We start from the raw sequence: 13275 nt of genomic DNA, 5'->3' as shown, positions 1-13275 counted from the left end.
TCGCGCGAGCGTGCGATGACCGGGCGTTTCCGGGGGCGGAAACAGGGTAGAATATGATCAAGGAAACCAATGCGCCGGGACAGGCGGCAGATGTTGCAATTGCGGATTTGCTGACCGGCGCAGGCGGGCATGTGCGAAGGGAAAGTCCGTGGGACGACAGGCTATACCGGATTGGCGATCTTGCCGAAGAATTCGACCTGACGTTGCGCGCCTTGCGCTTTTATGAAGACAAGGGCCTGCTTCATCCGCGCCGCGCGGGCGTGACACGGCTTTATGACGAAGATGACCACACACGATTGCGCCTCGTCCTGTTTGGACGTCGCATCGGCTTCACCTTGAGCGAGATGGGTCATCTCATTCGCGTGTGGGAAAACGGACCCGGCGACGCGGCTGACGTCGAAATTCTGCGCAGGCGCTTCACGGAAAAGCTGGCCAGGCTTGAAAAGAAAAAGGATGAGATCGACCGGTCCGTCGAAGAGCTTCGGGCTGTCCTGGCGCGGATGGACAAGGGGGCTGCCTGAATTCCGGCACCTTGATCTTGTAAAAAAGTGGCTGCCCTTCTCTTCCCTGACCGTGAAGACAAGGGCAGCCCCGATGGCTCGTTATCTCCAAACCGAGTAACGAAACCATCTGTTCATTCGTAATAAAAATATAAAGTTGAAAATTTTCGACACCAGAATGCGACACCGGCCTGGCTAACAATATGAGCGGCAGCAAAACCGTTGCCGTGTCATATCGAACCGCTGTTGCATCCTGTCTTGCTGCATCAAAGGCTTTGCTCTGGAGAGGTTGTCAGCATAGCATATGTTGCCCGCAAGACAGCGGGGGTAAGTGCCGAATGAATATAATGCATGTGGTAAAAAAGCTCCTTGGTCATTGAAACGAGATGACCTTAACTGTTTTTAGAATTATTCTAAATAGCAAGTTGGTGGGTAGTTTGTGAACGTCAGAAATCGCTAATATTTATTGGTCCATAGCATTGCGGGTGGTCAATCTGGACAGCTTTTAGAATCATATAAAATCAATAAGTTAAATCGAATTAAGTCAGGGTATTTGCATCGCGTTGCCGGAGCTGATGTTTCAGCCTGTTGCATGAAGTGTCCCGTTTGGCCGGAACTTCGCCACCTCTGCCCGGTTATGTCAGCCTTGCGACTTGGAGCGCATCCCCAAAAGCGTGAAACCGTTTCGGAAAGGATGCGCGGTTCAAAGCAAATGATCGGAGCACCGATCTGATCCAATCGGATCGAAACGCGCTCCGATGCGAAAGTGAGGCTGAAAATGAAGAAAGCTCTTGTTTTGACCGCAGCGGTGATTTTCGCCAGCTCCGGTTTTGCGCTCGCGCAGGATCGAGTGCTTGTCGAGGTGCCTCAGGCAGCACGCGATTATGTCATCGCCAATCCTTCCGACCCGGTGGTCATCGAGGACGACATCAGCGACGGCTATGTTCTTCCCGATGCAATCGCGGTTCATCCGATCCCCGACAATCCGGATTTCGGCTATATCTATGTCAATGGCGAGCCGGTGATTGTTTCCATGCAGAACCGTCAGGTGGTCTATTATGCCGAGGGGCCGGATGCAGGACCGTTGGTGCCGAATGAGGTCGTCACCTATATCGAAACCAATCCGGTCGATCCGGTGGTGATCGAGGGGGAGATTGCCGAAGGCATGGTTCTGCCGGAGGATGTGCCGCTCGTCGCGGTTCCCGACCAGCCGACCTATTCCTATGTCTATGTGGAAGACCGCCCGGCGCTGATCGATACGCAGACCCGCCGTGTGGTGTGGGTCAAATAGGATTGCGGTCGATGATTGAAGGAAAGGCGGCACAACTTGCTGCCTTTCTCATGGGGCCGGTATCAGGCCCGGCTTGTCACCGTCCCTGATGACGGCCTTCACTTGCCGGATTGCGTGGATGCGCCATTGCTTCCGTAATGTATGACCCGAACCTTTTCCGTCGTGATGAGGCAACTCCGGGTCATCTTCATCACCTCCGGAATGAACCGCTCGATGTTCTCAGGCGCATCGACGATTTCCACGACGATCGGCAGATCCTGCGACAGGCGCAGTATTTTTGCCGTATGCAGAACGCTGGATTGGCCAAAGCCGAGCGGTCCGCGCAAGACGGTGGCGCCGGCCATCTGCATCTCGCGCGCTTTGATGACGATGGCCTCATAGAGAGGCTTTCCGTCCTCGGCCTCGTCTTCCTCACCGAAGAAGATGCGCAACAATGTGGATTCCTGCGGTAATTCCATCATCATTCCTCCCGTTACCGGTTGATCCGCCGCGCGATCAGGAAACCGAGCGCAGCAGCGGCAAGAGAACAGAAAACAAGGGCACATAAATAGAATGCGGCCAGCAGCACATTGCCTTTCAACAGAAGCAGGAACGTGTCGAGGCTCATGGAGGAAAAGGTTGTGAAACCGCCGCAAATCCCGCCCATGACGAACTGGCGCCTTGCGGGACCAACGAGCCATCGCCCTTCGGGTCCGGTCAGGGTCGCAAAGAACATGATGATGAACGATCCGACGACATTGACGAAGGATGTGCCCCACAAGGGGTTGGCATCAAGGACGGCAATGATGATCCATCCGGAGAAATACCGAAGGAATGCCCCGATTGCCGCGCCTGAGCCCACAGCGAGATAAAGCCTGATATCCTCCGCCTGCCGCCAGTTTTTCATCACAGCCGCCCCGCCATCCAGAGAACGCCGCTATATCCGGCAGCGACCGCAAGCACACAGAGAAGAGCGGACGCAACAATGTTGAACAGGGCTTGCCGCCGCTCGCCATCCAGCATGAGATTGAGGCTTTGCAGGCAGAATGAAGAGACGGTCGTATAGCCGCCCAGAATGCCGACCATGATAAAATTGCGAAACGTGTCGGTGGCAAACATGCCGCCAAGCCCAATGCCGAGACCCGCCATGCTTCCGATAATGAAGGCGCCGCTCACATTGACGACGAAAGTACCCCAGGGAAACGTCTCGCCGACCCGGCGGCCCACATAGCCGGACAGGAAGAAACGCAGAATGCCGCCGATAAAGCCGCCAATCAGAACCAGAAGTGAAGCTTCAACGCTCATGCGGTTGGATTTCTTCGAACAGGGAAACAGGGGCGGATGGACAGGGATTGCGGACCTGAAAATAGAACATAAATCAGCGCTTTAGAAGATGCCTAATGCCGTGCTTCCTTCACGTTCTGCGGAGCGCGGCGGCTTTTCGGGCGCCATCGTGCCGTTTTGTTATTGTTGTGGCGGGGAACAGCCGGAAAGCCGCATCCCGGCCATACCGAAAGCGATCGAGAAAGCCCCGCTGCGGGCGGCAACGGCAGAGAAAGGCGGCGCGACCGATGTAAATGCTGCCTTGGTTTGTCTTATTCGCTCTTATTAGCGTTGATTTTGTTGGTCTTTTTGGCATGCTGTCAGAAAGGTATGGTCATTTCGCTTCGTTTGATTTGTCCGTTTCGGTTGTACGATACAAAAAAAGCCCGCTAAGCGGGCTTTGGGCGGTTTTAGAATGCGGATGCTTAATACGACTGGATCATGGCTGTCTGAATCTTGCTGATATCGATCCGAGAATAATAACTGGCCACTCGATTGCTCTTGTCAAACAGCGGCTTCACATTGAGGTCCGCAAGGCGTTTTTTCATTCCGGCCCGATTTGCCCCGATTTCATCGCAAAAATCGACAAGAGAGATGAACCGTGTCTTGAAATCCATAATGGAATTTTCGCTGATCAAGCGGGCTCTTTTTGCCGAGCGTTCGTACTTCGTCTCGGTAATGTATCCCTGTTTGATTAGCTCAATCAGGGTTGGATCAGAGGTTCCGAGTAATCCAAGAGCGTCCTGGAACGTGATGAATTTTTCGTCGCTATCCACTTGCTGCTGAAGAGCGATCAGACGCACTTCATCTTTATTGATACGCAACCGCTCGACCAGCCCTTCATTGCCCGCAATAACTCGCGAGGCGATAGTCGCATCGAGTAGCAATTTCAAGATATCATTCAGCGGAAAGGAATATCCTTGCGCGAAATCCTGCGGGGAGATCCATGCCTCGTCGCTCTCCTCCATCCGCTCGGCATGGGAAACCAATCTGGCCTGCAGATCATTCAGGTCCATCCGTTGGATACGAATATAATCCCGGCGCTCTTCTCGTCCTTCAACCTGCGGAAGAAGCCCGGACTTTACAAGCAGACGAAGCTTTTCTTCGCTGATGCCGAGAATCTGCGCGGCCTCCTTGCTGGTGATGGTTTCGAGTGCGTTCTCGAAAATTGGGCGAGCTCTCTCAGCATCAAAATAGGTCGCCGAGTCATGCAGATTGACGCGGTCGGTTAGTCCATGCGACGCAAGCAGGGTCTTGATGCGCTTTTTATGAATGCCGAAGTCTGTGTGCGCAGAGTTCACGCAATAGACATAGCGGTGCTCCACGGGATTGATAAAGGTCATGCCCGGGCCAAATGGCATATTCTTTTCGGCAATCTCCTGGAACAAAGACACAAGAGGCTGGTATGCTGGCTTCAGCTTGTTGCGGCGAAGCCAATCGACAACCTGACCGAAGAACTGCTCGACGAAACGAACCATCGGCCTTTTCTGCTCGATGGTTTCAATAATAATGCGCTCCAGTTCTGCCTCCCCTTTGCAGAGTAGCCTAAATCCCCATTCACGCTGGTCCGTCGCCTCGTCCTAAAAGTGGGTGAGCTTATGAATCGCAATGAACTTTCCCATATAACCAGAAAGCTCAGCAACGATATGTGCATCCAATGTGTCGATCAGATCGTCGGATTCGGCGCGTTTGAAAATACGGTCACGCAGAAACCTGTCCAGCATTGGAGCCGAGCTCCGCACATCATCATGCGCCTGATCGCGGATTGTCTGGACATTTTGCTCGACGAACGTAGCAAAGTCGTCGCGCTGGTCAAAAGAGGTTACTAGGTGCTCGACCAACTTACGCCCATGCTCTGGACAACCTTCGATACCGCGACAGCTCCACCACGAGCGTGCATAGGGCTTGGCGATGGAGCGACCTGGTTGCCGATCAATGTCGTAAAGAACGCAATGCGGACAGTATCGGAGCATCTTTCCCGGACGCATCTCTTTATTGAAAATAGCGCGGCCAAGCTTCCAGTTGGAACCTGGATGCTGATGGACGATGCTTGCGTTCGATAGGCGTTCAATGGAAATCCCTGAAAGCTCCGAGATTTCCGCAAGCGCGTCATGATCTCCACGAACAATAGCTTCTCGGCTCGTGTGTGTGAAACCGAGCAATGATTGCAAGGAATCATAGCTATTCGCGCGCGCCAGACGAGACACGAGGCTGATCGGACTTTCGTCTTCATGGAAGGGCAGGGTAACCGGCAATGTCATTTCTTGGTCCTTCCTTTTTTCTTGGGTTCGTTAGATGCAGACAGATCGGCGAGCACATGTTCCGGCGAGATTTCTGACCAACGTGGGGCTGAGAAGATATTGTGTTCGGGCAGGCAACCGCTCGATTCTTGATAGACGAATGCGAACGCACGATTTTCGAGCACAGTCCTGTCGTTTTTAACGGTCAGGATGCAAGCGGCACGGATAGTTTCAACAATCTTGCCTAGCCCGCCTTGAGCCGAGTGACACAGTCGCCCCACAAAGTCTGCTTCTCGCAGTTCATCCGCGATCTTCAGACCACAGATCTGTTCGGCAATGTTGGTCATGGCATCGTTGATGAATTGCTGATCATCAGTAGGGCTTTGCTCAACATAGCGGATGACCTTGCTACGGTTCGCGAGCTGGAGATCATTTGTCAGCAATTTGGCAAGATCCGGCACACCCGAAAAGATCGTATGCAAAGGCCAGTCAGGAATCTGCATAAGGCTCTTCAGCCCGTCCTGGACTTCGGTGATCACTTTCTGACTATCGTGACGAATGAGGTGTTGAGCCTCATCGACGTGCAGATAGAGAATACCTCTCGCTTTCAACTGAGTTTTTACAGCCGAAAACAGCTGGGTCTCAGTCTGCTTGGAGTTTGCTGGAAGCCCCATCGCAGACAACAGCGTGATCGCAAACCCCTTCATGGTTGATGAGCTTGATGCCTCGATACTGAGAAAAGGCGTGATGGTTTCGCCAAACTCATTTTCTCGCGGCTGAAACTCTGCGATGCGACCACAGTGGTGTTTCAATGAATGGGATTTGCCGCTCCCGGATTCACCAATTACAAATAATGCAGTCTGCCGAGAACCGCCGCCACCGTTCAGGTGATCATCAACGTTATCAACCATTCCTTGCAGCATATTGCGCAATTTTCTGTCGCGCGGACTTTCAAGATATGTGCCGTAGATATGTCTTTTGAGTTCTTTCAATTCGTCAGTGTTCATTGGTCCCGCCCTTCTTAAAATTCGTCGTAATAGCCGCTCCTTGAAACAGAGGTTTCTGTTTGAAGGTCGGAATCTGTATTGTTCGCTCTGGTTTCCAGCCGCTCGCTTTTCGCAGCCCGTTTTGCAGCTGCGATCTCCTTCTTCTGGACCGTTTGGTACTCCACGAACGCCGATTCATCCGCGAGCTTCAGATCCCCCGGAAGAGAAGCGAGCGCTTCAAGTCCCTGCATCTGGTCATCCGGCTTTGCGATCCAACTGCCGCACAGTTCGGCTTCGAGCCTTGCCAGTGCATTGCTATCCAATGACCGTGCACCCAGCTTCGCCCTGATCATCGCGGCGTCACCGGAGGTCCGCAATTTATTGATCGCCCGGTACATAGCGGCGAGACCAGACTCGCTTTCCTTGGCATTAGCCAGACGAAGCTGCTGCCGTGCTACGATCCATTCCTCAAGCGAAACGTTATCGTCCAGTCCGATTTGGTTTTCGACTGAGAACCAGCCCTTATCCTTGCCTGCATAGACGGCAATGGAACGCAGATTCGCTGGATCGTACTTGATCTCAAAATCCGTCTGACCATGTTTCAGGCGAAGGCGCGTTAGCTCATCGTTCGAATAAGGAATGCCCATGAAAGACACGCCATAGGACGAAATCCGTCGCGAAACCTTCTCCCCGAAGATGTGAAGCATTTCTTCTTCGTCGGGCGCAACGTCGATTGGATATTGGGATGCCGCCTTCACCCAAGCATTGTGCGGAGTTCCTCCCGCGAGTCCTGCATGCTTCGTGTTGTGGTAGATATCGCAGATCGCGTAGAGGAAGAATTTGATCAGCTCGTCACTCTGCAGGCTTAGGCGTTCCTCCGGATTGTAGTCTCCTTTCTCCTGAATAGAACCGAAGGTTCGGCCATCAAAATGGTGGGCCACCATCGGACCAATGGTCTTGAAAAGTCGTTCGATAGATGGTCTGGCTTGTGGTTCACCCGCTGGTGGACGGGTGAACGCAATGCGTGCATTTCTCAGAACTTCTTGTGTCCGCTGGCTGACGAACTCCTTGCCGTTATCGCAATAGATCTGGCGAGGACGCAGGCGTCCAATCCAGGGCGTTTCGCAACCCAACGCAGTGGAAATATGCGTTTTGTCGGACATGATCATTCTGATTGCTTCGACGGCATTGGCCGCATTCGGATTGGTGCTCGCCTTAAAAGCCAACACATAGCGAGTGGACATGTCGATGGCGGCAGCGAACCAAATGCGAGTGCTTCCGATCTGATTACGGTAGCTTTCCGGTAACAGGGACCACATCCCCGTTTCCACGAACAAGGACATCAATTCCACATTCCAGAAATCCATCTCGATCCGGTCACCCGGCACCTCGAAGTGGAAGCTCCGCTTTACGGAAGAAAGCCGTCTCTTGGCGTAAGCCTCCCCGTGTCGTCCAGCGACCTTTGCGTACTCATCAAAACCATCAATGATGCTCTCGAATTTTGTGCGCGAAACCTTTTTGAGTTGAGAATCCCGTGACGAATTCATCTCAAAAAGCTTGGCCAGATAATCCTGATAAACCTGTGCCTTCGATTTCTTCCTGTTATCCATGTACCGAAGAGCTTCGCTGTGAGCGAAAGCAATCGATTCCGGGTCAGCGGAACGATAATAGATTCCAGGACCATGGTGACGTTGAACCAATCCGAGGGCGTCGCCTCCGCATCCGTGATACTTGGTGTAATCCCTCCAAAAGGTCTTGACCGATGGGGCGCGATAGAACGTGAGTTCCATCGGCCTGTCTGCGCGCCTGGCGCTTGGGAGAAGGCTTGACTGGATCTCGGCGTGCCAAGTATTCAGCAGATGCTGGAGCTTCTCATTGTTCCAACGTTTCCGCCCATATTCCGGGAATTCCGCGTCATAACGGTTGATCAGCTTTTCACGAACGAGAGCCAGTTTCTGAACTTTCTCAGGGAAATCAGAAAACTTTTTATCGCCGAAGATAATGCGTAGCTTCTGTTGCTCTGGTTCCTGATATCCATACCGAACCGAGGCGCGACCGGCAGAAATTTCATTATAGAGCTCCTGATGGCCGACAACGACTTCGTGGCTGTCGTCTTCTCTCTTGATGTGCCATCCCTCGTTGCCTCTGCAAACTGGAATCCAATGGGCGTTCTTATAGCTAAGCCTGTCGACCTTGCGCATGTTCACCAAAGAGCGCTGGAATGTGGCTGGCTGTGCAAAATAGCTGTTCATGTTAACCTCCTTTTTGAACGTAGCTGTATTGGTCGTCGTCTAGCGAACCACAGTCATCCAACTGAGTTCGTTGATCTGTCCCGGATTCACGGGCCTGATAATTTCGTGGTCGATAAGCGACCAAGCCGCAGTCCAGCGGCTTGAACGGCTCGTGCAGTTCTTGAACAATTGCCCAAACCGGAAGTGGCCTGGGCAGTCTTTGATCTCGTTGGCCAGCGCCAGATACTCGCTTTCATTGTAATGAGAGCGGGCGCGTAGAATGTTCATGGCGTTCAGAAATGCATCGATGTTAGCCTCGACCTCGGTGAGAAGTCTGAGCTTGATGTCGGGGTGTCGAGCATCAATCTCACCCAGTGTCCCGACGCATTCCATGCCTGCCTGTTGAATGCGGTCCAGCACATCTTGCATAGCCGCCTTTTTCTTGAACGGCTTAACTGCAATGGCCAGTTGCACTCCGCTTTTCAGCACCACGTAATAGTCAAAGGTATGCTTTCGTCGAACGCCATCGGCGTCGACGTAGCCCATTACAGGGTACTGTGAATGAAGTTCCTGAACGTCTCGCCGCGCCTGAATTAATGTCGAAACCCGATGCTCAAGTTCACTTTCATGGAAGACAACTGTAACTTCATGAACGGTGGAACCACGAGCGGTTTTGGCATTTTTCTGATGCGGTTGACGGGTTGCAAATCCAGGGCAGGGTTCTTTCCAAAACTTGATGGAAGAGCCGCCACTTTCGGATGAGGCTGCCTTATATTTCTAAGCGCTCGACCTTGGTCAGGCCGTGACAATCTTGGTCAATGAGCTGCAGCAGATCACGTGAAGCGTTAGCTTCGGCGATGAATCCGAGACCGGCACGTTGAAGACTGATGTTTCGAGATACTTGACGAGAATAATTCATAGCTGTCCCCTGAAGCTTTCGGTGGCCACGATGGCCGAAGGCGGTCAAATGGGGAACACAAGGATAAGCCGATGCAATCGCGCAACGGGTATTAAACCGACGCCAATACTAGGCCTTGCTTGTGCTCCACTGGGTAGTCGGTTTGCGTATCATGGTGATGTTATCCTTTTGCTTGAGCGTTTAAGCTCAGGGCGCTGCATATGGCAGCGTTTCGATTTGATTGCAACAACTAAATTTGAGTTAACCATAAAAATTTGGTGGCGTTATTATGCTCAGGATTCACAACGGAAGTTGCAACCGGCATAAGGAGCAGTCTTAGCTCTCGTGCGCGCTGAACGTTAACTTTCAGGAGTTGGGTATGAAGATCACGCTGTATGGCATCGCCTTGATGGCAACACTGGGTGTCGGTATTTCGTTCGCCAATGAGCCGCCGAGCCGTGAGGAGGCTTTCCGTCTCGCAAATCAGGTTCGCAAATGTTTTAGGATGCCTCTCAACCAGTCTGGAGACGCTGTTATAGAATTCCGCCTTCACAAAAACGGAAAAGTTACTGACGTCGAAACGGTGAAATCTGGAGGCTTCACCAACTATGTTGTCGGATTGGCAGCTGAGGAAGCCGTGAGGAAATGCCAGCCATATCAGACCGCGATTGTCGGTAAGGTGAGAGTGCCGTTTATTTTCAAAGCCACCTCACCGATGACCGACGAGCCAAAGTCTCAATAAGCGATATGGATATGATCAAGCAGAACTGATATTTGCACGCCATGATTAGAAGCGTTTGCATGTTGATTGTCGGTTTCGGAGCACTCATCCAAGGCATTCTTCGTCTTGGAAAACCAGCTCAGACGGTTGAAAAATCTGGATGGCTTTATCAGCAGTTCGGAGCCCAGGGGACAGCCGTTGGCATGATCGCGTTGGGCGCAGTGGCGCTGCTCATCGGAGCTGTTATGTTCAATAACACGTGGGTTCGCGCTATCAGGGCACGCAAGCAGGGCTAGCAATTTTCATGACTGCTGTTTGCCGAGCCCGAGCTGGAACACTGCCTGCATAAGGCTGGGACGGTTTCACAAAGCAGTTATAGAATACGTACGATTGACGGATTTTGGACGAGGTAAACCTAAGGGGGCCAGTCTGAAGCTCGGCTTCCTTGCTGGACAATTCAGTTGGCGTACATAAAATATGCGTATGGCTCTCTACACACTGACGCTGATTGAAAACGCTGAAGATTTCTCTGCCTACCATCAGATACGGCATCACGTCTTATTCGGCGGGAGCCAACAGTATATTTGTAATGGTCCGGAGGAGGTCAAAGACGAAAATCTGTCGCTTCTGCTGAAGCTCGATGGAGTTCCTATAGGTACCGCACGCCTCGATCAGAAAAGCGCCCAAACGGCGATTGTCCGGCTGGTTGCAGTTGTTTCTGATTTGCAGAGAGCCGGGCACGGCACTGCACTCATGGATCACGTTGAACAGCTCGCAAAGTCGTTGGGTATCAGAGAGCTTCTGGTCCACGCCTTCCCCGCCGCAACGGGGTTTTATCTGAGGTTGGGATATACCCGTTTCACTTTCGATGCCGACAATCATGAGAGTATTCAGCTTCACAAGATGATCCAATAAAGCGGACGTTTATGACGTGAAATCGCTACGTCTTTATTCGCCAGCTATTGGGTAAGTGGAAGCCAGACTGCAACGTGCGCAATTTTAGCATCGGAGCTGGGCGCAAAAACTTTCTGAAACCTGTCACGTCTCTTACGCAGGTTGCGGTGTGGTTTGTAGTGGAAGCGGACCATGGGTGTTGGCTTCGACAAAATCTGACCTATAGCGGTCATTGCGACTGCGTCATTACATGACTAATCTTAATTGGGAGATTTTTCCACGAAGAGGAAGCGAAGTGGAACCGGGAGAACTAGATATGCCAGGTCAGGTGGAGATTGTGGAGACAACTGCCGAGCATGTTGAGGGCCTCCATACGGCATTGGACACGGTCGCCAGGGAGAGAAAATTCCTGACGATGCTGGAAGCATTTCCTTTACTGGAGACAAGAGAGCACCTACTCAACATGATTGGTCAAGGCAATCCCCATGTGGTTGCCGTTGTAGATGATACGGTGGTTGGCTGGTGCGATATCTCGCGTCACTTTTTCCCGACCCACGCTCATCGTGGAACGTTAGCAATGGGAATTATCCCAAACTACAGGGGGTGTGGTATCGGTTGTCGGCTGGTGGTAGCGGCGCTGGAACAAGCGAGGAAAGTTGATCTTGTCCGTGTCGAATTATCGGTTCACGCGGATAACCCGCAGGCGATTGGCCTTTATGAGAAAGCTGGCTTCGTTAGGGAGGGTGTACAACGACGAAGCGTGCTAATCGATGGGCGGTTCATGGATACCGTCAACATGGCCCTCATACTTGACGGTAGTTGACCACTCGTGAATGCGAACCAGCCAGATCTAAGTTTGCTCTGTCCGAGGCGGCCTTTTGGGTGAGAATGATATAGTTTACTTTCCCAACGGGATAGGTAATCGTTTCGGTGCGAAGCTCGTTTTCCGAAAGGAAACCTTGATGAAGTGTCTGCGCATCTACGCCACTCCAGATGGTGAATCTCATTTTGATGAAATCGAATTGCCGACAACAAAGCGCTCGGTACATCCCGACGCTGTTCCCTTTGATGTCACCGGCAGTTACCCAGCTTCTCGCGTACGCATCTCCCATATACCCGCAGGGATGCGGGAAGTCGCTTGGCATAGGGTGCCGGAACCCGTTCTAACAGTGCGACTTGACGGTTCAGTGGAATACGAGACGAGTGATGGGGAAGTGCGCCACGTTTCTGCTGGCAGTTTCGTCCTGGTTATGGACACGCATGGCAAAGGTCATCTTTCTCGACATTCACCAGAGGAGCAGACGGTAATCTGGATTTCTTTGCCCAACGGACTTGAACTGTCACCACAACAATGACGGTACGATTGAGTAAGTCTGCCAGTACCTTGACGGCATTTCAGGGGAGAAGGCAGTGTTGCTGTCGCCCCCATTGTGAAGCGACAGCAAATCCCATTGATGAATTACGCCTTTTCTGCCGCAATCGCCCAATTATGCAGGCAGCGATCAAGGCCGATGGCGATTTCAAGAACGAGGACACCGTGTTAGCGTGTCGCCCCGCCCTTGGAACGGGAAAAGAATTTGCGGGGGAAGTCTGTTCTCTTCGAGATCGAACACGCTTCCATCCACTTGAAGCCGTTGTCTAATTCGATATCCATAGTCACCTGACTATAGCTGGGCAGGCGATCAGATTGCACAATTCTGGTGGGCAGGCCGATCACTGACGCGATCATCTTTCTGACCGGTTCAAGGCATGCCGTGTGATAGTCCATTCCGGTGTCGGCAGTGAAGGCCGCCTGGAATTCTAATTGCCAGAACTCCTTCAGACGCATGTGCGCCGTTGTTTGTTCCTGCTCGCGACGATAGGAACGGCCTGCCTGCCATACGCATAGTGGCAGTTTCGTGCCAGAGTGATTGTCGAGCAGGTGGGCCATGTAGGCGTACGTTGACGGAGTTGTCTCCGGGCGGAGGACCAATTCCGTCTCGGTCGCAGTCATGCGCTCCTGTACCCAGACGTCAGCATTTTCATAAGCGTCGGAGATCATGTTTCTGGGAATGAGCGTGGGAGCCTCGACACGTCGCATGTCCCATGCTGGATTGACTGAGCGGAGGAAGAATTTAACTTCCTCGGAAAAATGGCGGATGAGCTCTTCACGACGGAGGATTTCGCGTTCCTCCCAATGCACGAGCGAGTTTACATTCAGAATGCTGAGCAT

At 52.3% G+C, this 13275-nt stretch carries 15 protein-coding genes and 1 pseudogene; 7 read left to right on the top strand and 9 right to left on the bottom strand.

What is annotated here, in order from left to right; genetic code table 11:
- The first annotated feature begins 53 nt into the window (after window positions 1-53).
- Both AVM02_RS15700 and AVM02_RS15695 read left to right on the top strand, forming a co-directional pair.
- Window positions 54-521 (top strand): MerR family transcriptional regulator, encoded by a 468-nt coding sequence (locus AVM02_RS15700; RefSeq protein ID WP_411507853.1) that lies wholly within the window; start codon window positions 54-56, stop codon window positions 519-521.
- Between the two features lie 757 nt (window positions 522-1278).
- Window positions 1279-1791 carry a DUF1236 domain-containing protein gene (locus AVM02_RS15695; RefSeq protein ID WP_411507852.1) on the top strand — a complete coding sequence of 171 codons (513 nt, stop codon included), beginning with the start codon at window positions 1279-1281 and terminating at the stop codon, window positions 1789-1791.
- Window positions 1792-1889: 98 nt separating this feature from the next.
- On the opposite strand, the gene AVM02_RS15690 is transcribed toward AVM02_RS15695, so the two are convergent.
- From AVM02_RS15690 to AVM02_RS15655, 8 genes are all read right to left on the bottom strand, one after another.
- Window positions 1890-2249: a DUF190 domain-containing protein gene (locus AVM02_RS15690; protein ID WP_411507886.1), complete on the bottom strand. Its 360-nt coding sequence runs from the start codon at window positions 2247-2249 to the stop codon at window positions 1890-1892.
- 14 nt (window positions 2250-2263) lie between these two features.
- Complete coding sequence (gene crcB, locus AVM02_RS15685; RefSeq protein ID WP_411507851.1) at window positions 2264-2677, bottom strand: fluoride efflux transporter CrcB; 414 nt, start codon at window positions 2675-2677, stop codon at window positions 2264-2266.
- Window positions 2677-3075 carry a fluoride efflux transporter CrcB gene (crcB, locus tag AVM02_RS15680; protein ID WP_411507850.1) on the bottom strand — a complete coding sequence of 133 codons (399 nt, stop codon included), beginning with the start codon at window positions 3073-3075 and terminating at the stop codon, window positions 2677-2679. Before crcB (AVM02_RS15680) ends, crcB (AVM02_RS15685) begins: the two co-directional genes overlap by 1 nt.
- 443 nt (window positions 3076-3518) lie before the next feature.
- Window positions 3519-4571, bottom strand: coding sequence for a helix-turn-helix domain-containing protein (locus AVM02_RS15675; RefSeq protein ID WP_411507849.1), 1053 nt, complete (start codon window positions 4569-4571; stop codon window positions 3519-3521).
- A gap of 102 nt (window positions 4572-4673) precedes the next feature.
- The gene (locus tag AVM02_RS15670; RefSeq protein WP_411507848.1) at window positions 4674-5354 is read right to left on the bottom strand and encodes a TniQ family protein; all 681 of its coding nucleotides are present in this window, start codon (window positions 5352-5354) and stop codon (window positions 4674-4676) included.
- Window positions 5351-6340, bottom strand: coding sequence for an ATP-binding protein (locus tag AVM02_RS15665; RefSeq protein ID WP_411507847.1), 990 nt, complete (start codon window positions 6338-6340; stop codon window positions 5351-5353). Before AVM02_RS15665 ends, AVM02_RS15670 begins: the two co-directional genes overlap by 4 nt.
- A gap of 14 nt (window positions 6341-6354) precedes the next feature.
- Window positions 6355-8571: a Mu transposase C-terminal domain-containing protein gene (locus tag AVM02_RS15660; protein WP_411507846.1), complete on the bottom strand. Its 2217-nt coding sequence runs from the start codon at window positions 8569-8571 to the stop codon at window positions 6355-6357.
- A 39-nt stretch (window positions 8572-8610) separates the two neighbouring features.
- The gene (locus AVM02_RS15655; protein WP_411507845.1) at window positions 8611-9096 is read right to left on the bottom strand and encodes a hypothetical protein; all 486 of its coding nucleotides are present in this window, start codon (window positions 9094-9096) and stop codon (window positions 8611-8613) included.
- A gap of 731 nt (window positions 9097-9827) precedes the next feature.
- On the opposite strand from AVM02_RS15655, the gene AVM02_RS15650 reads away from it, so the two are divergent.
- From AVM02_RS15650 to AVM02_RS15630, 5 genes are all read left to right on the top strand, one after another.
- Window positions 9828-10190 (top strand): energy transducer TonB, encoded by a 363-nt coding sequence (locus tag AVM02_RS15650; protein WP_411507844.1) that lies wholly within the window; start codon window positions 9828-9830, stop codon window positions 10188-10190.
- Window positions 10191-10249: 59 nt separating this feature from the next.
- The gene (locus tag AVM02_RS15645; RefSeq protein ID WP_411507843.1) at window positions 10250-10465 is read left to right on the top strand and encodes a hypothetical protein; all 216 of its coding nucleotides are present in this window, start codon (window positions 10250-10252) and stop codon (window positions 10463-10465) included.
- 187 nt (window positions 10466-10652) lie between these two features.
- A complete protein-coding gene (locus tag AVM02_RS15640; RefSeq protein WP_411507842.1) occupies window positions 10653-11084 on the top strand; it encodes a GNAT family N-acetyltransferase in 432 nt (143 codons plus the stop codon).
- Between the two features lie 295 nt (window positions 11085-11379).
- Complete coding sequence (locus tag AVM02_RS15635; RefSeq protein ID WP_411507841.1) at window positions 11380-11886, top strand: GNAT family N-acetyltransferase; 507 nt, start codon at window positions 11380-11382, stop codon at window positions 11884-11886.
- Window positions 11887-12025: 139 nt separating this feature from the next.
- A complete protein-coding gene (locus AVM02_RS15630) occupies window positions 12026-12418 on the top strand; it encodes a hypothetical protein (protein WP_411507840.1) in 393 nt (130 codons plus the stop codon).
- A 104-nt stretch (window positions 12419-12522) separates the two neighbouring features.
- Here AVM02_RS15630 and AVM02_RS15625 read toward each other — a convergent pair.
- A pseudogene (locus AVM02_RS15625) lies at window positions 12523-13275 on the bottom strand (aminoacyl--tRNA ligase-related protein).

The sequence above is a fragment of the Brucella anthropi genome (genome assembly GCF_046630315.1).
GTDB lineage: Bacteria > Pseudomonadota > Alphaproteobacteria > Rhizobiales > Rhizobiaceae > Brucella > Brucella anthropi_A.
This window is presented reverse-complemented; position numbering and strand designations above follow the sequence as displayed.